This window comes from Paenibacillus graminis (genome assembly GCF_000758705.1).
GTDB lineage: Bacteria > Bacillota > Bacilli > Paenibacillales > Paenibacillaceae > Paenibacillus_AQ > Paenibacillus_AQ graminis.
Window position 1 is genome coordinate 3,786,470 of the sequence record NZ_CP009287.1, and the last position, 22,955, is coordinate 3,809,424.

Consider the following 22,955-nt stretch of genomic DNA (forward strand, 5'->3'; position numbering starts at 1 on the left):
CCTAAGCCGCACTGGTCAGCTTGCGCACAACCTCCTGGCTGTATTTACGCTTGGTGATGAAGTAGAAGCTTAATTGGAACCCGAAATAGACCGCGACCACAATCGTTGTATTTTTCATAAATTCGCCGAGGATATCAGCACCGCTCATGACATGGGTAATCAGATAGATGAAGCAGTAGCCGAAGATGCTGCCAAACAGCAGCGGTACAAAGAACGTTATCAGCAGCTCTGCCGACACGACCGCCCGAATCTCCCTGTCGCTGATTCCAATTTTGAACAGCTTGCGGAAAAAGACCGTGGCATTCCCTATTTCAGTGTATTGCTTGAAGTACAGCACCATCCCGCCCGCTACAAAAAACAATACGCCGGCCAGAGAAGTTACGAACACAAACAGGGAATAGTTCTTTTTCAGCTCTTTATAGGTATCCACTTTGGAGGCTACCGCAAACAGCTGGCCGCTGCTGCCACCCTTGTCCGTGGCATTCAGCGTATCCTTCAGCTTCTGGACGATCCCTTCCGTGTTCTTCCAGGCTGTAAAATCGATTCCGTAATGGGTCCCCCATGCTCTGGCACTTACCTTGGATTCCATATCTTTGTAATCTTCATTGCTGACTACAATGCCAGAACTTGTTGGATAAGCACTTGCTGTTGCAAACCAGTCGCCATGGTAAGAAGACTTCACCTTGTAGTTGAAGGTTCGGGTGCCGTCCGTGAACGCAATCGCTGCTCCCTGTTCAATACCATGTGAACCCGGCTCCCAAGCCGTGATGATGTTAAGGGCTTCCCCTGTTCCCACGGTTACCTTCTCCCCCGTCAGCGAGTTGTACATATCCTGTGAAATTATGGGCTTCGTCTTAAGGACATCGTATTTGTCGCCGTCCAGGCTCATCTTCAGGTTCAGAAAGTTCGTTTCTTGGATTGAATTCAGCGGTTCAGAGGATTGCTTCATCAGCTGTTCCAGTTGTCCGTTCTCCAGTGCATGTACACCAGCCACCGAAATATATTCGATATCATATTTATTCCGCTCCGCAATGCTCTCCGACAGCTGCAGCAGTGAAAACGGAGAAGCAACGAGGAAGATCGTCATGCCGCTGAGAATACTCAGAATGAACATAATCCGTTTGTTCTGATTAAATTTGTTATTGATCTCGGTGATGGAGAGAATGTGGCGGTAATAGAATTGCTTGTTTCTCAGAAAGCTGACCCATGTATTCCCCAGATGGGAAATGACCATAAAGATACCGGTAAAGCTCATTAAGATATAGGTAATGATCATGAACGGATTCGTATTCAGGCTCTCGTGATTAGAGATCACCGCCAGAAAGAGGATTGAGGCCACAACCAGCCCCACTCCAACCAGCCCGAGCTTGGTGTCGTTCTTCTTCGCTCCGTTATCCTGCTTGCGGGAAGCCTTCATCAGATCAGCGATGTCCAGCTTGCCGACCTTTACACTTGAGATTATCTGCGATGCGCTAAAAATAACGGTAAATACAATCGCTGTCACAACGAAGCTGGCGGCACTGAGGGAATACGAGACCCCCTGCAGATCCAGCAGATCAATCGCCACAGTCTGGAACAGCCGGGAAAAGACCGTTCCTGTGATGATGCCGACAATGAGTGAAGAGATACTGATAATCAGATTCTCCAGGAGGATAATTTTCTGCAGATCGGTTTTGTGCATACCCAGGGACATAAAAATGGCGAATTCCTTACTTCTTGACTTGATAAATGAGGAATGCGCGTAATTGATAAAAAACACTGAAAACAGCGTCAGGGCAGCCAGGCTCAGCATCAGCACAATCTGAATAACATTCTCCGTCGCACCTTCCCGGATACTGTTATTGAACAGCAAGGCGGCATAAAGGAAAAAGATCGTGATCGCGAAGGCGCTGCAGATGAAATAGGAAAAGAAATTCCGGACATTGCGTTTGAAATTTTTTATCGTAACGTCTCTAAAGGTCATTTCGTTCCCCTCCGATGACCGCCAGACAATCGAGGATTTGATCAAAAAACTCCTTGCGTACCCCGCTGCTGACAATCTCCATGCAGATCGCACCGTCCTTGATGAAAATAATCTTTTTGCAAAAGCTTGCGGCGAAGGCGTCATGTGTAACCATCAGAATAGTACTGCCGCGCTCCTGATTCATTTTCTCGATGCATTTCATCACCGTGCCCGAAGACTTGGAATCGAGATTGCCTGTCGGCTCATCGGCAAAAATAATATCCGGATCATTGACCAGCGCCCGGCTCACCGCGACTCGCTGCTGCTGGCCGCCGGAAATATTGTAGGGATACTTGCCGGCAATTTCGTCAATGCCGAACAGCTTCATAATCTCTTCACTTTTTGCTTCCATCTGCTCTTTGTCTTTCTTATCGAGAATCATAGGCAGCATCACATTTTCCTTCAGGGTCAGACTATCCATCAGATTAAATTCCTGAAATACAAAACCGAGATGCTGCCGGCGGAACAACGCCATTTCATTTTTGTCCAGGGAGGTGATGTTCTTGCCGCCAATATAAACCTCGCCGTAGCTCGGCTTGCCGATGCCGCTTAAAATATTCAGCAAGGTTGTTTTACCGCTGCCTGAGGGGCCCATAATGCCGATGAAGTCACCCTTCTCCACATTAAAGCTGACGGAATCCAGCGCCACTGTGGAATTGTCGCCGTTCTGCACACCATAGACTTTTTTAACGTTTTTGACTTCGAGTACTGTGCTCATGGTTCCCTCTCCTTATCCCAGGCAATATTGCTGCGGAAGCCCTGGGCTTTGTTACCTATAACCTCATTGTAGTCAACACTGGACGCCGTATCCATCCATTTACATGACGCTGTCTTTCAATTTTGAAAGATACGAAATCTGCGCCTCGGTGCCCTGATTGACTTCAGAAGAAATAGTGAGGCGGTGTCCCAGCTTCCTGGCAATTTCAGAACAGACGTAGAGGCCGATTCCCGTCGCCTGGTGGTGTGTGCGGCCGTTTTTCCCGGTAAAAAAGGGCTGGAAGATGCGCTGCAGATCCACTTTTTCAATCCCGATGCCTTCATCCCGGATGGACAGCACCACCTGATCGCCGCGCCGCTCAATATGGAAGTGAATGGATTTGGTCTCTTCACCCGCATCCGAGTATTTGATTGCATTGGAGACGATCTGCTCCAGCATCGCCATATTCCATTTGCTGTCTGTCATGACCATAATGCTCTCCTCTTCGCACTCGATCAGCGGATAGACATTGTTGTAAATGTATTGATTCCGCTTGCTGTTGATTAAGCTCCTAAGCGATTCGAGCAGATTGACTGGCTCCGGTGTATAATCCCGGGAGAAATGTTCCAGGCGGAAGAACTTCAGCATCTGATTCAGCATGCTAAGAATTTTATCTTTTTCTTCCCCGATATGCTGCAATGCCACGGCATGGCCGGTGGAATTCATTTTGTAATTCTGCAGGATCAGGTCGATGACCGACAACGGGGTTTTCAGATTATGTATCCACTGTGAGATGAATTTATGGGTATTGTCAGCCTGGGCCTTGACCTCATAGATCTGATCCTGATAGGTCTGGTGTATACGGTGAATCAAGGTAATTGCAGCCTGCTGTTCACAGGAAAAGCCTTTTTCTTCAATCTCAATATTTTCCGATAAACGCTGGATTTCCCGGTTGGCGGAAACGTATTTAATGAAGCGGAAGCACAAAAATATGATAAACACATAAAAATAAATGCTGAGCAGGTACATGAGCTGGATATTGCTGCTGATATAATAATTACAGTATATGCTCACCAGAATATGGCTGATGAAATAGACAAGAGTAAACGCGAAATGATCGCGCATGAAATCCCGGAACAGCTTAAGGGTCATTGGCGGGTCCCTCCCGCCATCGCTGAATCAAAGATATAGCCTACCCCTCTTTTAACTTTAATGACATTCTGGAAGCCGAGATTGGCCAGCTTGCTTTTGACCCGGGTGACATTTACGGTAAGCGTGTTGTCGACCACGAAATGCACATCGTCCCACAGCTCTTCCAGCAGTTCTTCCCTCGTGACGATGGTATCCTTCTTGTCCATCAGCTTCTTCAGCAGCTTGTATTCATTTTTGCTGAGCTCTTCTACCGCGCCCTTGCAGGAAATACTGAAATTGCGGTCATCCAGATGGATCGGCAAAGGCTCATTATCCGGCTCAGGCTTGCCCGCATATTCCCCGTAATTCCGGCGCAGTATCGCCATAATCTTGGCCAGCAGCACCTGAATATTCAGGGGTTTGACAATATAATCATCCGCCCCCAGCTCCATGCTGAGCACCTGGCTGGACTCTTCATCCCTGGCAGAGATCACTATGATCGGCACGGTGGTTTTCCTTCTGAACACCCTACAATAGTAGAAGCCGTCATAATAAGGCAAATTCAGATCCAGCAGCACAAGCTGCGGAGCTTCCTGCTCGAAGATCTTCTCCACCTGCAGGAAATCCGCAACCTCTACCACTTCATAGCTGTACTTGCGCAGGATATCAGTCAGCAGGGTTCTGATTTTAATATCATCTTCGACGATCATGATCTTGAACATTTCGGCACCTCTTTTATAGTGGCATTAGTGCTTCCAAACCTTGCATCAACCGGATTTCTCGATTATGAAACAATCAAAAGGCCATATGCACGGAACCGTCCTCATAAATATCGACCCTCTGGGTACATAGAAGCATGCCCAGCCCGTTTGCCGTGCCCTTTTCCTGTAAATCTTTTTCCCGGCGCTCCCATAGCTCTCTGTCATGAATAATGTCATAGAGATAATATTTCCCGGTGCCTGCTGTATCCATCTCCTCAACAAAGATGAAATTGTCTGCAAACAAGCTGCGGAACCAGGAAGCGGCCTCCTCGCGGGAGGTAAACGGGGGCAGATCTGCCTCAAAACGCTCCTGTAAATATCTCTGTTTCAGTCTGCCAATCCTAACGTAATACGCTTCAAGTGTTTGTGGAGTAATCATATCCAAGCCCCCTCTGCTGTATTCGAAAAACTTTCGCCAAAAATATCACGTTCACACCTGGAGAGATATGACATTCTTCATCGAAGAGTGTATTGATAAGCTTTAAGGGATCGGGTATCTTAGAAAAGAGGTGAGCTTCTTGAGTGGAACGGTATTGACAGCGCAGACCCGGAAGCTGATCAAGGATACTTTTATCCTGCTAATGGGGCAGAAAGGCTTTCATAAATCATAGTGTTGTCATCTCTATTGTGTTCATTGCCAGGCATGACGGGTATTGAAAAATAGAGAATTACACCACTCATAACAGGGAGGATATGTCCTTGGAAAACACAGATTGGATCTCCATCACTGCACTTGTTCTTGCTATGCTGTTATTGTTGAGGGTATTTAGCCTCAATAGACGCGTCAAAGATTTGGAGTCACAGCTGGAGCGGATTGACAGCCGTTCAGCAATGGGCGGAGGGATAATAAAACCCGGGATAGATGCTCCGGCACCGTTGTATGCACAGAACATGGAGGTTGCACCGGATTTGGAGAGAAGATTACGGCTGCTGCTGGCCGAAGGCAAGAAAATACAGGCCATTAAAGTACTTCGTGAAGCGCGGGATTTATCCCTGAAGGATGCCAAGAATTACGTGGACCGTATGGAACAGAGCTAATAATATATTGTCAAAAACCGGCTATGCCGCCTTAATGGACGGAATAGCCGGTTCTTTGTGAGCACTATAATTGTTTCTGTGCCTTGTTCAGGTCCTCCAGCAGCTTCGCTGCACCTATAGCTCAATAACCATTAGTAGATCTGCTGTATGAGTTATATGTCTTTTTTAACAAAAATCCGTATCGAGATCAGATATGAGCAGTAGAGCAGAAACAGATAGGCCACAGCGCTGATAACCCATAATACGATATTGTCCGTGGTTCCTGTGTTTATCCAGCCGAGAAGTCCGGGGAGCTTTGTAGTTATTATGGGAGTTGCAGTGAAGCCGAGCATGACCGCCATCATGAAAATCATATTTACAATTTGCATCCCTTTTTGCCCCAGCCAGTAGTATAGCGGAAAGTAAAGCGCTGCAAGAAGCGGGAAGCAAGCGATGACAAGCAATAAATCTCTCCAGTTAATCGGTTCCAAGGTACGTCCTGTTGCAATCCCGGCCAGATAAATTAACAGTGTACAGATCAGACTGATTACGGTATACGGCAGCAGACTTAAATATTTGGCCAGTACGAGCTGATGACGGGGCAGCGGCAGACTGACAAGGAAACGCTGGTTATTATGCTGGACATCCAGGGAGCAGGCGTTCATCAGCATCAGCATCGAGGGGAACACTGCGGACACTACATAAGAATCCAGATTCGAATAACCTATAACTATGTAAAATAGAAGCAGCAGCAACAGATATTTGCGCGTCAGGATAAAATCCTTGCGGATCAGATAGAACGAGCTATACATGAGCTTCACTTCCTTTTACGGTAAAATACATGATCTCCTCCAGCGTAGGAATCTCGCAAATGGCAGTATCCTTGAAATAGCGTTCCCCTTCCACCCTGTTGCCGATCAGCCCTTCAAAACCCACTCCGCTTTCGCGGATCCCGATGAACCAGCGCCGGACGTCCCGGTCAAGCAGTTCCTTCCCGCCTTTAACCAGCAGGTACTTCTCTGTGAGCGTCTCCTTCATTTCGTTAAAGACAAGGCGTCCCTCATTAATAAAAACAATATAATCTGCAATCCGGTCCAGATCCGCGGTGTTATGTGTGGAGAACACAATCGACTTTTTTTCATCCTGGATGTGCTCACTGAGCAGTTCCAGCAGCTCCCTGCGGAAAATCGGGTCCAGCCCTGAAGTGGGCTCATCCATAATCAGCAGATCCGCTCCATGTGACAGGGCAACCGCAAGCGAGAATTTGATTTTCATCCCTTTAGACAGATCCTTGATCTTCTTGCCTGGCGGGAGCTTGAATTTCTCCTGGTACTTCTGGTATGTATTCTCATCCCAGCGTGTATAAAAGGGGGCGGTGACCCGTTTCATATCTTTGACCGTAAGGTTCTCGTAATAGATATTTTCATCGGACACATAGCCAATCCGGTCCTTGTTCGCCGCTTGATGCAGCAAGTGGTTCTGCCCGAACAGCTGAATTTCGCCCTGGTCGGGAAAGACCATGCCCATAATCATTTTGATGAGGCTTGTTTTGCCTGCCCCATTCGGACCGATCAGCCCCGTGATATACCCTTCCTTGATGCCAACCGTAATATCGCGCAATTCAAATCGGTCGTAGCTTTTACACAAACCCTCCAGCTTAATGACTTCACTCATTCTTTTTCCTCCTCATAGAGCAGCTTCAGCATTTCCGTGAGCTCGGTGTATTCCATTCCCAAAAGCCTGCTCTCGTCGATAATCTCCTTCAGCTTCCCCTCCATAATCCGCAGCCGCTGTTCCCGGATGAATTCCTGATCTGCCCCGGATACAAACGATCCCTTGCCGACGATAGAGTTAATGAGCCCTTCCCGTTCCAGCTCTTCATATGCACGTTTGGTAGTGATCACGCTGATCTGCAGCTCTTTGGCAAGTTGGCGGATGGATGGCAAAGGCGTCCCGGAGACCAGTTCACCCTGCAGTATCAGTTGGCGGACCTGTCCTGCAATTTGGGCGTATATGGGCTCACCGGAAGTACTTGATATCAATATGTTCATGTTGCAGCATCAGCACCTTCTGTGATTACTGTAATTAGTGTATATATGTAATATATACATTATTTATTTGCTTGTCAATACTGCCTTTAAGCAGGGTTATCACATTCATGTGCCGATTTCTCTCCCCATGCTGAACAGGCATAACCCGCCCGTTAAGTGGGTTGCAGCGAAAATTCCGCACGCAAAAAAGCCTGATTTCTCAGGCCTTCACCGCTTCAGATCTGTTGTCCAGTACTATTTAAACTCTGGAAGCCATGTGCCATGAGCAGCTATCAAGTCGTTGCACATGGCTACAATATCATCCATCGACAGCTCGGCGGATGTGTGCGGGTCCAGCATTGCCGCGTGATAGATATGCTCCTTTTTGCCTGTAATAGCCGCTTCAATGGTCAGCAGCTGCGTATTAATATTCGTGCGGTTCAGTGCAGCGCATTGCGGCGGCAGATCGCCAACATAAGTGGGAGTGACTCCGCTGGCATCGACAAGACAAGGCACTTCAACGCAGGCTTCCCGCGGGAGATTCGTGATCAGTCCAGTGTTCAGCACATTGCCGCCGATTTTGAAAGGCACATTGGTTTCGATCGCTTCAAGAATGTATGACGCATACTCATGGGAGCGTTCATGCTGCAGCGCTGTATCATGAACCAGTTCCTCGCGCATCTGCTTCCACTTACTGATCTGCTCCACACACCGGCGCGGATATTCGTCCAGCGGAATTTGAAACCGTTCGATCAGCTCAGGATAGTTCCGTTTGATGAAATAGGGATGATATTCCGCATTATGCTCTGAAGATTCCGTAATGTAATATCCGAATTTCAGCATCATTTCGTACCGTACCATATCATGATGGTGCTCTTGTTGCTTCTCAGCAGCCCGGCGCTTAATTTCCGGATACAGATCCTCCCCATCCTTCGTAACTTCCAGCAGCCAGGCCATATGATTAATCCCGGCGATCTTCGCCTGCACACCTGTCTGGTCCATTCCTAGCGCTTCGAATAAGCCGGGAATACAGTGCTGCACACTGTGGCACAACCCCACCGTCTGCACTCCGCCATACGTGTTCATTACATTAGTCAGTACTGCCATCGGGTTGGTATAGTTCAAGAAAAGAGCGTCCGGGCATACCTCACGGATATCTGCGGCAAAATCAAGCATAACCGGTATCGTGCGCAGGTTGCGGAAAATGCCGCCAATGCCGGCTGTATCTGCGATCGTCTGCCGAAGTCCGTATTTCTTAGGAATCTCAAAATCTGTAACCGTACATGGCTCATAGCCGCCGACCTGGATCGCATTGATCACGTACTTGGCACCGCGCAGCGCTTCCTTCCGGTCCGTGTAGGCCTTCACCATACATGTGCTGCCCGTACTGGCCTTGATATTGTTCAGCATCCTTCTGGAATCCTCAAGCCGCTCCAAATCTATGTCAAACAAAGCAAACTCAAAGCCCTGCAATGCAGCTGTCCCCATGCAGTCACCCAGCACATTCTTAGCAAAAACCGTACTCCCTGCACCGATAAATGTAATTTTAGACATTACTGCTTCTCCTCCTCATTAGTTGCACTATTCATTAATAAATATAGATGATAGCGTGTACAATGAATATGGAGAAAGACAAGAGAAGTATGGATAATTGTTGCATTTATGACTTTCCTGTTGTAGCCTGACAATAGTAGGTCTCAAGCTGATAATAAGGTGGACTGTCCATGATTCCTGAACATTATGACTTTTACGCCGGATTCAATCTGCTGCCAGAGGAGCAAGACCTTGCCGTTCTGTTCAGCGGCGAAGGCAAACCGTTTCCCGGCCATAAAATCGGACCCTCCGTACATGATTATTATCTGATCCATACCGTTTTGGCTGGCGAGGGCAGCTTTCAGAGCAGCACAGTCACGCAGCAGTGCCGGAAGGGCGATACCTTTGTGATCTTCCCCGGTTCGCTTTTCAGCTATCAGGCGGATGTGCAAAACCCCTGGTATTATGCCTGGGTGGCGCTCCAAGGTACAGGTGTATCCGGACTTCTCTCCGATATCGGCATAACGAAGGAACGGCCCCTGCTGCATACAGAGAATATATCCGAGCTGCACCGCTTGTACGAACGAACCCGCTTGTGCTTCAAGCAGTCTGCCTATCCCCGCCTGGAGAGTCTGGAGGCCTCCGGCTGGACAAGGCTATTGCTCCACCATTTCGGGCAGGATAACCTTGCCCTTCTGCCTGCCAGGCCTAAGGAACTGCCTGAAATCATTGACCGGCAGATTGACCAGGCAATCCGCTGGATCTCGCTGCAGTTCCATCAGCAGATCAGCATTGATCATATGGCTGCTACGCTCGGTTACCATCGTGCGCATCTTTCCAAAGCTTTTAAACAAAAAACAGGTCTGTCCCCCAAGCAGTATCTGCTGAAAATGCGGATGGACAAAGCCAAAAGCCTGCTCTCCGGTACGCTCACAATTGATCAGGTGGCTTCATCCGTAGGTTTCAACGATGCCCTGTATTTCTCCAGGCAGTTCCGCAAATTCAGCGGCATGTCGCCCAGTGAATACCGCTCGTTGCTGTGGCAGGAATAGACGTGCTTGCCAATTTATACGGTACGTTCTTTCCTCCGCCGCACCAGCCATAGAATAATCAGTAGAACGACAGCTCCGCAAATGGCATAACTAACCGGACGCATGTACTCCTCAACGATTGTCCACTTGTCTCCCAGGCGGTAGCCCAGATAGACCAGCGCGATATTCCAGGGCAAAGAGCCAAGTGTGGTAAAAAAGATAAACTTCCAAGTCTTCATTCCGGCGATTCCGGCAGGCAAAGAGATGAAGGTGCGGATAAACGGCAGCATTCGGGTGAACAATACGGTCCCCTCCCCGTAACGGTCGAACCAGCGCTGGGACTGCTCCAGGTGACGGGAGTTAAAGAAAATATACTTCCCATACTTCTCGAGCAGTTTTCTGCCGCCATGCATCCCTACATAGAAAGCTGCAATCGAACCCGTCAGATTACCGAGCACCCCGGCAGCCACCACCTCTGGAAAAGACAACGTTCCCCTGGCAATCAGCAGCCCTCCGCTGAGCATGATGACCTCGCTAGGAATGGGAATACAGGCGCTCTCCAGCATCATCCCGATCCAGATCCCCCAGATTCCCAGTGTACTAACAAGATCTAGAGCAGCATCGGTTATAGCGTTCAAAATTTGGTGCATGCTATCCCTCCCTATCCTACCTTATTGCTCAGCTTACACTTCAGAACCCTCAATTGGACTTAGGCCTTTGCACAATAGGAAAAGTGAGTGTTACCGCCGTTCCTTGCCCTGCCTTGCTGGCTATTGCAATGCTGCCGCCGTATTTTGCAACCAGGCGTTCTGCGATAGCCAGCCCCAGGCCGCTGCCTCCTTGTCCCCGGCTCCTGGACTTGTCCACACGATAGAAACGTTGGAACACAAAAGGCAGATCATCCTCAGGCACTCCAATTCCGCTGTCTTCGACACGGATCTGAACCTGTGATCGCACCACAACTCCATCCAATTGGATGACCCGCAGCGCTCCGGAGTATTTAACTGCATTATCCAGGAGGATCAGCAGAATTTGTTCCAGGTGATTCGGCACGATGTGCACGACTACATCCTCCAGCTCATTGAGATTCTGGGTAATCTCGAAATCGGAATGCAGCAGGGCAAAATTCCGCAGGGTGTAAAGCAGGGTATCCAGAACTACACAGGGGAAATCGTACTGCTCCCTGCTGTTCTCCTCGGCCCGGGTAAGCTCCAGCAGTTCATTGACAATCCCCTTCAGCCGGCCCAGCTCCTGCACAGATACATTCAGCGACTCTTCAAGTATTGCCGGATCATGTTTACCCCAGCGGTTAAGCATTGAAATATGTCCTTCGATAATGGAAATCGGAGTCCGCAATTCGTGGGAGGCATCTTGGGCGAACTGTTTCTGGTTGTAAAAGGAGGTTTCAAGCTGATCCATCAGATCATTAAAAACTCTCGCAAGCTGTGCCAGCTCATCATTATTGCTGCCCGGGACACCCACCCTTTCCTGCAGCCCGTTTTGCTTAATGCTTATCATGGTGTCGCTTAACGATTGAATTGGCCGCAGCAGCAGCCGGGACAGAAAGACGCCGCCGGCAGCACTAATGACAATGGCTCCAAGCCAGCCGGCAATCATAACACCCAACAGCATATCGCTTAGCTGATCTGAGCTTTCCAGGTTGTTCACGATCTCAATCGTGCCTGTGAAATTGGCTGTCTGCAGCGGACTACGGATCAGCAGCAGATGTTCTTCCTCATGCCAGACACTGGTTGTAGTGGTTTTAACAGCTGCCTGTGGCTGGACCCAATCCTCTGGCAGCTGATCTGATACAGTTAATATCGGGGTTCCAACAGCATTCAGAATGCGGATCATCTGATGGCTCTCATTGATGCTTTCGATAAAAGAACGGCTGCCCGCAATCCTGTTATCCATTCCGCTCTCTGCCCTGAAATACTCCTGAATTTCTTCCACATTCTTTTGGATCGCATTCTGGTTCTGGTGTAACATCCAGTGGTTAATTACAAAATATTGCACCCCGTTATAACCGAGAAACAGCACGCACAACAATACGGAGGACCAGATGGCCAGCTTCCAGCGGACCGACAGCCGAGAGAGAAGTGCAGTGAGCCTGCTCATTTGCGGATCACGTATCCCAAACCGCGCAGGGTCTGTACGATGCTGGGCTCTCCGGGTGTGTCAATTTTACCTCTCAAATAGCTGATATACACGTCCACTACCTTCATATCCACATCTGTTTCATAGCCCCATACCGACTCCATCAGCTTCTCACGGGTCATCACACGCCCCATATTCTGCATCAATACCAGCAGGATATCAAACTCACGTTTGGTTAGATCAAGCACTTCACCGCCTTTGGTAAGCGTCCGGCCCAGAGGGTCCAACTGAAGATCCTGACACACCAGCAGTTGCCCCTGACACAGTGAACCTGCTCTCCGCAAAAGCGATCTCATACGTGCCAGCAGTTCCTCTATTGCAAACGGTTTGGCAATGTAATCATCCGCTCCGCTGTCCAGTCCGTTAATTTTATCAGACAATCCATCCCGGGCTGTAATCATAATGACCGGAGTCTGCTTCTCCAGACGGAGACGCCGGCACAGCTCTATTCCATTTAGCCCTGGAAGCATCAGATCAAGCAAAATCAAATCCCAGGTTTCCTCCAACGCAAGCCTCAGACCGGCTAGCCCGTCCTGTACCAGTGTTACCGAATAAGACACATGCTGCAGCTCCAGCTCGATGAAACGGGCCAAATTCTTCTCGTCCTCAATCAATAATATTCTGTTCATAAGCAATCCTCTCCGGGTCATTCCATTCATCCCGTTCCCTTGCATACAGGCACAACTAAGTGTAACTCGCGTTCCTTAAAGAATCATTAATTTATGGATTATGGCTAGAAAAAGCAGCTTACAAAGAATGTCGTTTGAATTACGCAACAAAGATGGATGATGATAGAATGATATTGAAACGGAATCTTACCTTTTGCTGAAGCCGGGAAGCCGCCGCTTAGTGAGAGTATCCTGCTTACCCCATACACCGAGAAGGACTCCCCTCGTGATAAACAGTCTATACTGGATAAACGGGCAAGAACAACAGAGGGTGAAATCATCAATGTGCCAGCGGCTGAGCTAGCAGCAGCGTGTGCGCGTGCTGAAGGAGAAGCTAAAGGGGAAGCTGAAGCTAAAAAAGAAGTGGCCAGAAAACTGCTTGCTCTAGAAGTTGATCTTGCTGTAATAGCCGAAGCATCGGGCCTATCAGAGGAGGAGATTAGGACATTAAAACCATTGCAATAAAAAAAGAGCCCCATAGCCTCGGCTCTTCTTAACTAGATCAGCCATCAAAGGCGTTATCCCTAAAAAATCTACAAACGCATACAAAAAGGAGCATCGGGGGAAATGCTCCTTTTTGCCTTGCAACTTCAGTCGGTTGAGGTGATCATTGGGTCAAATTGAAACCCAAACTTATATCTATAATTTACCATCAAACTCACATAAATACAAGTAATTCCTATGAATGGAATCTAAATGGTTTATTAAAGAGCTTCTCTCACCTGCTCAACTTGTACATGTAGGGGAAGCAGATTATTTAAATCATATGTCCAGCCTTCCTCAGAATAGAATGCACTACTTCTGTTTTCCCCTCGCAGTAAGCATCGATGTTATCCCGGAACTGCTCGCTAAGCTTCAGCTTCACTTCCTCATATTCCCTGGCGGCTGCCGGATTGACCCTCATATAATCTCGCAATGCAATATGCTCCAGATACCCTTTGCCATCCTTGGGGCACACGTACAGATGATATTTCATGAAGCCGTCTTCCTGTTCTCGCCGGAATGCTTCCCTGCCCTCAATTCCAAGATTACCCTGATGAACATATCCATGCTGGCTTAACCTTTGAACAATCTCCGGGAAATTCCCGTAGCTTTCCATTACCAAGTCAATATCGATGATGGGCTTCGCCGACAATCCCTCGACGGAGGTGCTGCCGACATGTTCGGCAGCGATAATTAAATCCCCGGTGATTTCCAGTAAAAAATCGCGCAGTCTGATGAATTCCTTCTTCCATGCGGGATCATAAGGAACCACTTCGACAATTTTAGTTTTTTCAGCGATGTTCTTCACCCTCCTTGCATTTTATCAAATAACCCATGGTTGTATTAGCAAATAAATTATAGCAGCACCACTCGCACGGAGACTACATCAATACCCTATATTCCAGTATCGAGAAGAACTGAAAGCCCGGATAAAATACAAAACACAGTCTCATACTAAGTTTCAGAGATGGAGGTGAACGTCATGCCCAAAAACAGTGCAGATTCCAAATACGACCGCGCCAATAACCGTGCGGACAAGAAAAATAATCAGCAGAATCACGATCATCTCACCGAGGAGCCTCAAATGGTGAGCAACAATAAAGCCGCTGACTATGTGCCAAGCTTAAACGGAGTTACTAAAAATGAAACTTAGTTGACAAATACAAACAGCATCGCCGTTCTTATGGAAGGACGGGCACCGGTTCAGCGAAAGCTGCACTTTCGTCCAACAGCGACGCAGGTGCAGTTTTTTTCATAGGTGCGCAGATTAGATTATATTCGACAATATTATTGAGGTCATGAGCCTGATTTTGTAGTAAAATTGAAGAAATATCCGTTTCTGGTCTTCTATCAGGAGGTGAATACGAATGATCCAGCACGATATCATTATGGTAAAGAAACCAGGGTGCAGGACACCAAGGTCCCTTCCATCATCTGGCGGAATCCTTGGGACTGCCGCTTGCGGTTAAGCTTACCCACTGGATGAACTACATAGAGCAGCCGATATAATGAAAAGACAACAAATTAACGCATCTCCGGTTGGAAAATATTATATAATACACTGGAGCAAGGGTTAACACAAATTTTTTAAAAGGAGCTATTACATGAGTTATCAACCGCCACCATTCGGAAATCAGGAGTACTACACACCACCACCTCCGCCCGCCAAAACGAACGGCAAGTCCATTGCCGCTCTGGTGCTTGGGATTTTATCGGTAGTGACCCCTTATATTGGCCTGCTATTCGGAATTATTGCCATCATCCTCTCTGCGATTTCGCTCAAAGAGATCCGTACCCGTTATGAGCAAGGCAAAGGCATGGCTATTGCCGGGCTGGTCTGCGGGATTGTAGGCACTATTATTTATGCGGTTATTATTGCACTTATCATCATCGCAGTAATTTTCTTGAACGACTACGACGGAGGTTTTAATGCCTTCAACAGCTTCAACAACATCTAGTAATTCTTATCTTTTCAAAAAGGGAAGCAGAAACCGGTTTCGATACCGGCAGCTGCTTCCTTTTTTTTGATATGTCCCCTGGGATATTATTGCGGCGGTGTTCCTTTGCTCAGCAGAATATTGATATTCTGCTGCTGGCGGTATTCGGTGGGTGTTAACTGGTATCGCTTGCGGAACATCTGGGTGAAATGCTTCATGTCCTGATAACCCACCCGCTCAGCGATCTCTGCCAGCTTCAGCCGCGGATTCAGCAGAAGCAGCTTAGCCTGTTCCAGCCGCAGCGAAGTCACATACTCTTTGTAGCCCTGCCCGGTCTTTTGCTTGAACAGCTGGCTGAAATATGCCGGATTCAGGAACACCACCGAAGCCATTTTTTCCAGGGACAGGTCTTCATAGAAATGCTCCTTGATATAATGCAGGGCGACATCTATCGCTTTCTCACCGCTTCCCTTCATCGGCTCAAGCTCCAGCACCTGTGAAGCAGACGCTTCCCTCATCCGCTTGACGACCTGCGGAACTGTGCTGAAATCATAGCTAAGACCAGAATGGATCACTTGAAAAGGAATTTTTAAATAGTGGGTAAGATGGTCCTTAACCTCACTCTGAAACTGCTGAATCCCGGCATCCTCCCGCAGGGAAATAAGGCCCAGCAGACTCTGCCGGTCATAGCTGACAACGAATCCGCGCCCGTGCAGCTCAATGAGCTCTGACAGCACATTCTCGACAATAAAATGCTCCAGCCGGATGCTCCTGTCCTCCGCATCCAGCTGAACCATCACCATATAGAAATGCTTATAATCTTCAATGAAAGGCTCAATATCCAGATTGCCGATATCCAGCCCTGAAGCCAGACGCTGAAATACGCCTTCCCGCAAAAACCGCAGACTGGCCTTCAATCTCTCCCCCTGCTTGGACATATCGTTGTCCTGCTCAATTTCAGCAGTCAGATTATTGATCAATTCCAGCAGCTTATTCTTGCCGATCGGCTTAAGCAGGTAGTCCCTTGCCCCGAGACGTACCGCTTCCTGGGCATAGGAGAATTCACTATGCGCCGAGATTACAACCCATTTCACATAAGGATACCGGCGCTTGGATATCTTCATGAATTCAAGGCCGCTCATCCCCGGCATCAGAATATCGGTCAGAACGATGTGAATCCGCTGCTCTTCCATAATTCTGACCGCTTCTTCGGCTTTGGCCGCCACAAAAACCTGATGATCCGGACTGATCTGTCCGATAGTACGTCTGATGCCTTCGCGTATTACCCGTTCGTCATCGGCTACGAGAATATTCACGTAAATGTATCTCCTTCCAACCTAATCGGCAGCACAATGGCCACCTGCGTCCCTTCTCCGGGATAGCTCTGGATTTGCAGGCCGTATTCCTCTCCGAACATATGCTGCAGGCGGCGGTGCAGATTTTGCAAGCCTATGCCGCCTTTGCCGCCCTCTTTGGGGCTGTCTCCGCTTAGTGAATGAAGCAGCCGCTCGAGCTGTCCGGCGGTCATCCCTTCTCCATTGTCCTCCACAATCAATTTGAGAATGGAATCCTCTTCGTGGGTGTACACCTTCAGTATACCTTGGCGGCTAAGGGATTCGAGCCCATGCTTGACGGCGTTCTCAATAACGGGCTGAACGGTCATCTTCGGTACGCGGATATTCAGCCAGCGCTCGTCGATATCCATGACGATCTTCAGCCTTCCTTCCAGGCGGATGGAAATGATCTTCAGATAATGCCCGATCTGCTCGAGCTCTTCACGCAGCGTAACCTCTGCGGCATCTTCCCACTGGCTGCTGTAGCGGAACATGGACGACAGGGAGAGCACCAGCTCGCCTAACTGCTCATTCCCCTCCTCATCCAGCATCCAATAGATCATATCCAGCGTGTTGTAGAGGAAATGAGGATTGACCTGGGACTGCAGGGCGTGCAGTTCGGCATTTTTTTCACTGACGGAGGAAAGCTTCACGCGTTCGATCAATTCCTCAATCCGCCGGACCATCCGGTTAAAAGACGCTACAAGGATATTGATCTCCTGATAGGACGACACATTGACCATTCCCCGGAAGTTTCCAATCTCCACCTGCCTCATTTCACGGATCAGCTTCTTCAGCGGCGAGGAAATCGTCTTGGAAACCATGGAAGCGATTAACGTAGAAACAATGATCAGAATCGAGATCACGATTAGCAGATAGCGCTTCATCTCGTTCAATTCCACATTGAGATCCTTATCCGGTGTAATGCTCATAACCCACCATCCTGAAAAGGACAGCTTCGAGGCCACCACCAGACGGCCCGCTTCCTGCCGGACAATCTGATTCTGGAAATTCTTCAAGGAAGGCAAGGTTTCCAGCACAGGCGCCGGGTCCGTTGCCGAAGTCACAAACCGACCATCCTCCGACATTAGATACACCTGGCTGTTCGCACCCAGCTTGAGGTTCTCCAGAGCGTCCAGCACAGGCTGGGGGTTCGTTTCGTAAAGAACAATGCCGATCGGCTTGTGCTCATTCAGATCATAGATCTGCCGGCCAAAAGCAAACACCGGGCTATCCTCCACCTGGTCGATCAGAGAATGTTTATATACGCCGAGCCAAACCATTTTTCCGGATGAGGCCTGAAGCTGCTTGTACCAGTCCTGGCTGCGGTATTTGGGGTCGACCACATTCATATAATTCCCGTAATTATAGATTTTGCCCTTATCTGTAATCACATGAATACCTACCAGGTCGTCCCGTGAGTAAAAAATCGAACCGATAATGTTGGTAATGGTCTGCTCGTTGATGTAGGCGACCGCCGGTTCATCCGTTGTTTCATTAATCAAGCGAATCATCTCGAAGTTGTTGCTGAGTGATTTGGACAATGCGTCATACCCTTTGTAGAGCAGGCTGAACAGCCCGGCCGTCTGGGAGACATTTTTTTGCGACAAATCACTGATCTTCTCATGCAGCTGCACAGTAGTCCGGTTATAGTACAGCAAGCTGACAATAAGCAGAATACTGGACATGCAAAAAAGAAACAGCAAGAACAACCGATGATGGATGGAATGAAAGCCGCTCTTCATTGGACTCTCTCCTTTCAACACCCTGTCCTGCCGTTCCTTATTATAAATCCATGATAATTTCATTTGCAATGGCGATTAGCCTTTGACCGCACCTGCTACCATGCCTTTGGTAATTTTGTTCGACAGGAAGAAGTAGATCAGGATAACCGGCAGTGCGCCCATGACCAGGAATGCCCCGATGTTGCCGTAATTGACTGAATATTGGCTGACAAAGGTGTATACCCCAAATGGCAGTGTTTTGAGCTTTTCGGATGAAATAAAGGTTGCCGCCAGGATATATTCATTCCAGATGTTGATGAAGGTCAGGATACATACCGTCATCACCGGCGGGATCGACACCGGCAAAATAATGCTGCGGAAAATCCGGTATACGCTCGCTCCATCGATGAATGCCGATTCCTCTATTTCATGCGGGATATCTCTCATGAACCCGGAGAGGATGAACACCGCAATCGGTGTGGAAAAGGCAATATAAGGCAGGATCAGCGATAAATGCGTATTCAGCACATGAATGTTTTTGAAAATAATCATCAGCGGCAGCAGTGTCGCCTGCATCGGAATCATCATGCCCATCAGGAAGATGGTCATGACGATGTTGCCGTATTTCCAGCGGAAACGCGAGATGGCATAAGCCACCATGGAAGCCAGCACAATCACGCAGATCATTGTAACACCGGTAACAAACACACTGTTGGACAAGTATTTCAGATAGCTGCCGGAAGTATAAGCTTCACTGTAGTTATGCCATTGAAAGGATTTGGGGAAGGAGAAAAAGCTGCCGTCCATTATTTCTTCGTTGGTCTTCAGTGAATACAGCAGCAGCCAGAGCAAAGGATACAACTGGGTCACTACAGGAATTGCGAAAAGAAGATACACGATTCCTTTTTTGAATTTTCGCATGATCGCGCACTCCTTTTCTAATTGAATTTGCGTTCGATTCTATTGAATAGGGTATTGATGAATCCGGTAAAGACCAGACAGACTATCACCAGGAAGCTGGCAATCGCACTGCCGTATCCATACTTCAAAGACATAAATGAGCTGTTGTACATATGGGTAGAGATGACATCGGTTGCATGAGCCGGACCGCCGGCGGTCATAACCATTACCAGGTCAAAGGCCTGCAGAGAACCGATAAACGCCAGTACAATCGATATTTTGAAGATCGGGACAATCAGCGGAAGTGTGATGTAGCGGTCCGCTTTGAATCCGTCTGCCCCGTCGATTTTTGCCGCTTCATAAAGCTCGTCCGGAATATTCTGCACGCCGGTATACTGAATCAGCAGATGGTAGCCGAAGAACTGCCACAAGGAGACGAAATATAGCGCAAACATGGCAATTTTGGGCTCGGTAAGCCAGTTATGTGTCCAGCTGTCCAGTCCCAGTGAGATCAGAACGCCGTTGAGCATGCCGCCCATAGACGCCGGGTTGTAGACCGTTTTCCACAGCTGTCCAATAATGACGACAGACAGAATGACCGGTGTGAAGTAGATCGAAACCAGTGTGTTTCCTCTTCTGACATAACGGTTAAGCAGAATAGCCATCCCCAGGCAAAGGGGAATTTCCAGCATAGATGCTACAGCGTAGAGCAAGGTTCTTCTTACCGACGGCCAGAACACTGGGTCATTGAAGAACATATCTTTGAAATTGCCGAATCCGACAAACTGGGCAGTCGTAAGGCCGTCCCATTTCAATAAGCCGGTATACAGTGAAACCAGTATGGGGATAAACACAAGGCACACATACAAGAGCAGACATGGCAATACGAAGACGGCTATTGTGCGTGCTGGCACCTTAAGTACTTTCATCTTTCCCGCCTCCTAAACAAGCAGATTCTTTATCTATAGCCGATGGGATTTCCTGTGATAAATTTGGTGCGAAGAAGCCGGGATCAGCTTGCTTCGCACCGAGGTTGAACGATTTTTGCCTGCTTATTTATTCGCTTCAAAAGCGGTTTGATGTTCTTTGGCTACTGCAGCGGAATCCATTTTCTGCACGAACAGGTTCTGGATACTGCTGAGGTGCACCTGGGAGGTAGCAGGGTTCATCGTGTTGTCGAATGAAAGGTCGCCGCCCTTCACCTGGTTGAACAGGCCCGCGATGGTAATCGCCAGATCGGAGTACCCGGCTGCTTTGAGGTCGCCGTCTACTTTTTGACCCAGACCAACAGCGTTTTTCAATTCAAATTGTTTCTTAGGCAGGTTGCTGGCGAAGAAGTTGAGGAAATCTTTGGTTTCCTGCAGATGCTCGCTGTTAGCGGACACTGCGAATGCGCTGCCTGGTGCCAGCATGAATTCGTTAGGGTCACCTTTGCCGTTTACAGTAGGGAATTGGAAAGCTCCTACTTTGCCGGCTACGGAAGAAGCATCAACTGCTCCTGTTTCCCATGAACCGATGACCCACATTGCCGCTTTACCGGATTTGAAGATGTTCCCGCCGGCATTGGCGTCGATGGAGGTTGCGCCATCTGGGAATGCGCCCGCTTGAACCAGCTGCTGGAAAGCGTCAACAGCTTCTACGAAAGCAGGATCTTCAAAAGTTTTCTTACCGTCCATAACGTCCTGCAGGAAGCCGGGGCCGCCGTTGGTGCGGAGCAGAATGTTCATGAACAGGAAAGAGCCGGTCCAGGAATCTTTTTCACCGATTGCCAGTGGCGTAATGCCTTTGTCTTTGAGGATCTTCACATCTTTAAGCATTTCTTCAAAGGTGGTTGGTGTATTGGCGATTCCTGCCTGAGCGAACAAATCTTTGTTGTAGTACACCACTTCGATATTGTTGCCGTCCGGCAGCGCGTATACATTGCCGTCAAAGCTGTAGTAATCCAGCAGTCCCGTTTGGTAGGTGTCTTTCAGTCCGTTCTTGTCCAGCATGTCGTTCAGTGGAGCGAATAATCCGGCATCTACAAACGGTTTCATTTGTGCAGCCGGGTTCACGATGGTAATGTCCGGGACCTCTTTGGAAGCCGCCTGGGTTTTGAGCTTCACTTTTTGCTGGTCGGTGTTAAGCGTATCCAGTTCAATCTTGACATTCGGATGCTCTTTCTCGTACTGCTCACTCAGCTCATGTACCATTTTGTAGGACGGTGTCGTAGGATCGGGATAGATGTTCTGGAAGGTGATGGTTACCTTCTTGTCACTCTTCGTTGTGTTCGTTGCTGTACCGCTGTTGGTTTTGTCAGGTGCTGCACTTGACGCTGCGTTATTCTTGCTGTTGTCGTTAGAGTTGCCGCATGCCGCAACGCTTAATGCCATTGCAGCTGTGAGTGCGACGGTGAATGTTGTCTTCATTTTTCTGTTGACCATGAATCAATGCCCCCTGTGTTCGTGATAGGTTTATTATCTTCTGATTAAGCGCTTCCAACAAGGTGCGAACTACAGAAATAAGGTTTGTTTTTTCTAGGAGTATAGCGGAGTATAGAATGAAAAAAGCAGGCGGGTGAATTATACATGGGGCTGGGGATGGCCGGAATGCAGCTTGCGTTGCCCCGGATGCAGCTTGCGATACACCGGATGCAGAGCTTGCGAAGGGCTTAACGTTGCCCGGAATGTTCTATGCTGCGCGAAATGATTCTCGTTTCCCTGCATGCGGAGAGGAGACCCCTTATTAGGGCGGTTCAGGTGATTTCCCAGGGTCCAACGGACTCAGCTACCTTTATTTGACCGTCTCCCCTCATTTCGGGTTCAAAAAAACAATATAACGGCTCCTGAGTCCGAAACATCTGCATAAGGTCCTTTTTTCTTAAAATAACGCCTCCTCAGTCCGCATAAGTATTGCTGCAGATGGGTCGATTGCACTTGCAACAAGTATGCTGAATGCTCCTCACAAGGTGATGCTGAATGCTCCATCAGGTAGTGCAAATGCTCCTCACCAGTTAGTGCTGAAGGCTCGTATCAGGTGATGCTAGTTGGCATGAAATCTCCTCACAAGGTGGACATGAATGCTCTTGCACCAGATGCAGCATCGAGTTATCCGCATTTTGGGCTATTTTGAAGCAAGGTATAATCCCTTAAATTTAACAATCATATGGGATAAGCTTCGCTTCCCCAAAACATACTTGAAAAAAACACGGCCGCGCCGTCCTTACCAAACAACGTAGCCATATTGGATTTCAGTTTTGCGTTGCCTGGAGAACCCATTGTCAACCCTTCCGTCATTCCAAGTGGAAAAAGGGTAACTATTTTGCTCATGCACCCTATTCTCCGCAGGTGAAGTGGAAAAAGGGCAACTAATTCAGCTCATTTCGGCCCTGAAGAGGAAATATGGCCTAATTAAGTTTCCTTTTTCCACTTTAATCTCACAATTGCTGATTTTGGGGCGAAATAAGTTCACTTTTTCCAACTAGCACTGCTCACCTGCTTCTTCGAATGGCGCTAGTTAGAAAAAAGCTCAAAAAGGCTATCTACTTTGACTGATTCCACCCTTTTGGGTA

Annotated in this window: 25 protein-coding genes and 1 pseudogene; 6 read left to right on the forward strand and 20 right to left on the reverse strand. The window is 48.3% G+C overall.

The genetic code is table 11. The features are described 5' to 3' along the window. Position 1: 1 nt before the first annotated feature. From PGRAT_RS15800 to PGRAT_RS15820, 5 genes are all read right to left on the reverse strand, one after another. The gene (locus PGRAT_RS15800; RefSeq protein ID WP_025706399.1) at positions 2-1,963 is read right to left on the reverse strand and encodes an ABC transporter permease; all 1,962 of its coding nucleotides are present in this window, start codon (positions 1,961-1,963) and stop codon (positions 2-4) included. After that, complete coding sequence (locus tag PGRAT_RS15805; RefSeq protein ID WP_025706398.1) at positions 1,953-2,720, reverse strand: ABC transporter ATP-binding protein; 768 nt, start codon at positions 2,718-2,720, stop codon at positions 1,953-1,955. Before PGRAT_RS15805 ends, PGRAT_RS15800 begins: the two co-directional genes overlap by 11 nt. 99 nt (positions 2,721-2,819) lie before the next feature. Then, entirely contained in the window at positions 2,820-3,851 is a 1,032-nt protein-coding gene (locus tag PGRAT_RS15810; protein ID WP_025706397.1) for a sensor histidine kinase, read from the reverse strand. Then, positions 3,848-4,552, reverse strand: a complete 705-nt coding sequence (locus PGRAT_RS15815) for a response regulator transcription factor (protein WP_025706396.1) — start codon at positions 4,550-4,552, stop codon at positions 3,848-3,850. Before PGRAT_RS15815 ends, PGRAT_RS15810 begins: the two co-directional genes overlap by 4 nt. A 73-nt stretch (positions 4,553-4,625) precedes the next feature. Then, positions 4,626-4,970, reverse strand: coding sequence for a hypothetical protein (locus tag PGRAT_RS15820; RefSeq protein WP_025706395.1), 345 nt, complete (start codon positions 4,968-4,970; stop codon positions 4,626-4,628). A 320-nt stretch (positions 4,971-5,290) separates the two neighbouring features. On the opposite strand from PGRAT_RS15820, the gene PGRAT_RS34045 reads away from it, so the two are divergent. Beyond that, the gene (locus tag PGRAT_RS34045; RefSeq protein ID WP_025706394.1) at positions 5,291-5,629 is read left to right on the forward strand and encodes a ribosomal protein L7/L12; all 339 of its coding nucleotides are present in this window, start codon (positions 5,291-5,293) and stop codon (positions 5,627-5,629) included. Between the two features lie 152 nt (positions 5,630-5,781). Here PGRAT_RS34045 and PGRAT_RS15830 read toward each other — a convergent pair whose 3' ends face one another. From PGRAT_RS15830 to melA, 4 genes are all read right to left on the reverse strand, one after another. Then, complete coding sequence (locus tag PGRAT_RS15830; protein WP_025706393.1) at positions 5,782-6,420, reverse strand: ABC-2 transporter permease; 639 nt, start codon at positions 6,418-6,420, stop codon at positions 5,782-5,784. Further along, positions 6,413-7,282, reverse strand: a complete 870-nt coding sequence (locus PGRAT_RS15835) for an ABC transporter ATP-binding protein (RefSeq protein ID WP_025706392.1) — start codon at positions 7,280-7,282, stop codon at positions 6,413-6,415. Before PGRAT_RS15835 ends, PGRAT_RS15830 begins: the two co-directional genes overlap by 8 nt. Further along, positions 7,279-7,659, reverse strand: coding sequence for a GntR family transcriptional regulator (locus PGRAT_RS15840; protein WP_025706391.1), 381 nt, complete (start codon positions 7,657-7,659; stop codon positions 7,279-7,281). Before PGRAT_RS15840 ends, PGRAT_RS15835 begins: the two co-directional genes overlap by 4 nt. Positions 7,660-7,893: 234 nt before the next feature. Beyond that, positions 7,894-9,192 carry an alpha-glucosidase/alpha-galactosidase gene (melA, locus tag PGRAT_RS15845; protein ID WP_025706390.1) on the reverse strand — a complete coding sequence of 433 codons (1,299 nt, stop codon included), beginning with the start codon at positions 9,190-9,192 and terminating at the stop codon, positions 7,894-7,896. A 170-nt stretch (positions 9,193-9,362) separates the two neighbouring features. Between melA and PGRAT_RS15850 the strand changes: the two genes are divergently transcribed. Next, positions 9,363-10,223 (forward strand): AraC family transcriptional regulator, encoded by an 861-nt coding sequence (locus tag PGRAT_RS15850; RefSeq protein ID WP_025706389.1) that lies wholly within the window; start codon positions 9,363-9,365, stop codon positions 10,221-10,223. A 14-nt stretch (positions 10,224-10,237) separates the two neighbouring features. On the opposite strand, the gene PGRAT_RS15855 is transcribed toward PGRAT_RS15850, so the two are convergent. Genes PGRAT_RS15855 through PGRAT_RS15865 form a run of 3 tightly spaced genes read right to left on the reverse strand, consistent with a single transcriptional unit; the run spans position 10,238 to position 12,988 of the window. After that, positions 10,238-10,852 carry a DedA family protein gene (locus PGRAT_RS15855; RefSeq protein ID WP_025706388.1) on the reverse strand — a complete coding sequence of 205 codons (615 nt, stop codon included), beginning with the start codon at positions 10,850-10,852 and terminating at the stop codon, positions 10,238-10,240. Positions 10,853-10,901: 49 nt separating this feature from the next. Next, positions 10,902-12,320, reverse strand: a complete 1,419-nt coding sequence (locus PGRAT_RS15860) for a HAMP domain-containing sensor histidine kinase (RefSeq protein WP_025706387.1) — start codon at positions 12,318-12,320, stop codon at positions 10,902-10,904. Beyond that, complete coding sequence (locus PGRAT_RS15865) at positions 12,317-12,988, reverse strand: response regulator transcription factor (RefSeq protein WP_025706386.1); 672 nt, start codon at positions 12,986-12,988, stop codon at positions 12,317-12,319. The genes PGRAT_RS15860 and PGRAT_RS15865 overlap by 4 nt, the downstream gene beginning before the upstream one ends. A gap of 192 nt (positions 12,989-13,180) precedes the next feature. Here PGRAT_RS15865 and PGRAT_RS34910 point away from each other — a divergent pair. Next, positions 13,181-13,315, forward strand: a pseudogene (locus PGRAT_RS34910) (Rpn family recombination-promoting nuclease/putative transposase); the annotation flags it as partial. Then, positions 13,313-13,492 carry an Rpn/YhgA-type helix-turn-helix domain-containing protein gene (locus PGRAT_RS15870; RefSeq protein ID WP_025706385.1) on the forward strand — a complete coding sequence of 60 codons (180 nt, stop codon included), beginning with the start codon at positions 13,313-13,315 and terminating at the stop codon, positions 13,490-13,492. The pseudogene PGRAT_RS34910 and the gene PGRAT_RS15870, both read left to right, overlap by 3 nt. Positions 13,493-13,784: 292 nt before the next feature. Here the strand turns inward: PGRAT_RS15870 and PGRAT_RS15875 are convergent, their stop codons facing one another. Then, on the reverse strand, positions 13,785-14,318 hold the full coding sequence (locus PGRAT_RS15875) for a GrpB family protein (protein ID WP_238326831.1): 534 nt from the start codon (positions 14,316-14,318) through the stop codon (positions 13,785-13,787). Positions 14,319-14,492: 174 nt separating this feature from the next. Between PGRAT_RS15875 and PGRAT_RS33735 the strand changes: the two genes are divergently transcribed. Together PGRAT_RS33735 and PGRAT_RS15880 are read left to right on the forward strand one after the other, a co-directional pair. Continuing rightward, positions 14,493-14,663 carry a hypothetical protein gene (locus PGRAT_RS33735; protein ID WP_167337230.1) on the forward strand — a complete coding sequence of 57 codons (171 nt, stop codon included), beginning with the start codon at positions 14,493-14,495 and terminating at the stop codon, positions 14,661-14,663. Between the two features lie 451 nt (positions 14,664-15,114). Beyond that, on the forward strand, positions 15,115-15,468 hold the full coding sequence (locus tag PGRAT_RS15880; RefSeq protein WP_025706383.1) for a DUF4190 domain-containing protein: 354 nt from the start codon (positions 15,115-15,117) through the stop codon (positions 15,466-15,468). Positions 15,469-15,554: 86 nt separating this feature from the next. On the opposite strand, the gene PGRAT_RS15885 is transcribed toward PGRAT_RS15880, so the two are convergent. The 7 genes from PGRAT_RS15885 to PGRAT_RS33275 form a co-directional block, all read right to left on the reverse strand. Further along, entirely contained in the window at positions 15,555-16,763 is a 1,209-nt protein-coding gene (locus PGRAT_RS15885; RefSeq protein ID WP_025706382.1) for a response regulator, read from the reverse strand. Further along, the gene (locus PGRAT_RS15890) at positions 16,760-18,526 is read right to left on the reverse strand and encodes a sensor histidine kinase (protein ID WP_025706381.1); all 1,767 of its coding nucleotides are present in this window, start codon (positions 18,524-18,526) and stop codon (positions 16,760-16,762) included. The genes PGRAT_RS15885 and PGRAT_RS15890 overlap by 4 nt, the downstream gene beginning before the upstream one ends. 75 nt (positions 18,527-18,601) lie before the next feature. Then, on the reverse strand, positions 18,602-19,426 hold the full coding sequence (locus PGRAT_RS15895) for a carbohydrate ABC transporter permease (RefSeq protein ID WP_025706380.1): 825 nt from the start codon (positions 19,424-19,426) through the stop codon (positions 18,602-18,604). Positions 19,427-19,443: 17 nt separating this feature from the next. Next, positions 19,444-20,334: a carbohydrate ABC transporter permease gene (locus PGRAT_RS15900; protein WP_025706379.1), complete on the reverse strand. Its 891-nt coding sequence runs from the start codon at positions 20,332-20,334 to the stop codon at positions 19,444-19,446. 123 nt (positions 20,335-20,457) lie between these two features. Further along, positions 20,458-21,828 carry a sugar ABC transporter substrate-binding protein gene (locus PGRAT_RS15905; RefSeq protein WP_025706378.1) on the reverse strand — a complete coding sequence of 457 codons (1,371 nt, stop codon included), beginning with the start codon at positions 21,826-21,828 and terminating at the stop codon, positions 20,458-20,460. Positions 21,829-21,966: 138 nt separating this feature from the next. Beyond that, complete coding sequence (locus tag PGRAT_RS33270) at positions 21,967-22,110, reverse strand: hypothetical protein (protein ID WP_155990432.1); 144 nt, start codon at positions 22,108-22,110, stop codon at positions 21,967-21,969. Positions 22,111-22,545: 435 nt separating this feature from the next. Further along, a complete protein-coding gene (locus PGRAT_RS33275; RefSeq protein ID WP_155990431.1) occupies positions 22,546-22,713 on the reverse strand; it encodes a hypothetical protein in 168 nt (55 codons plus the stop codon). Positions 22,714-22,955: the final 242 nt, after the last annotated feature.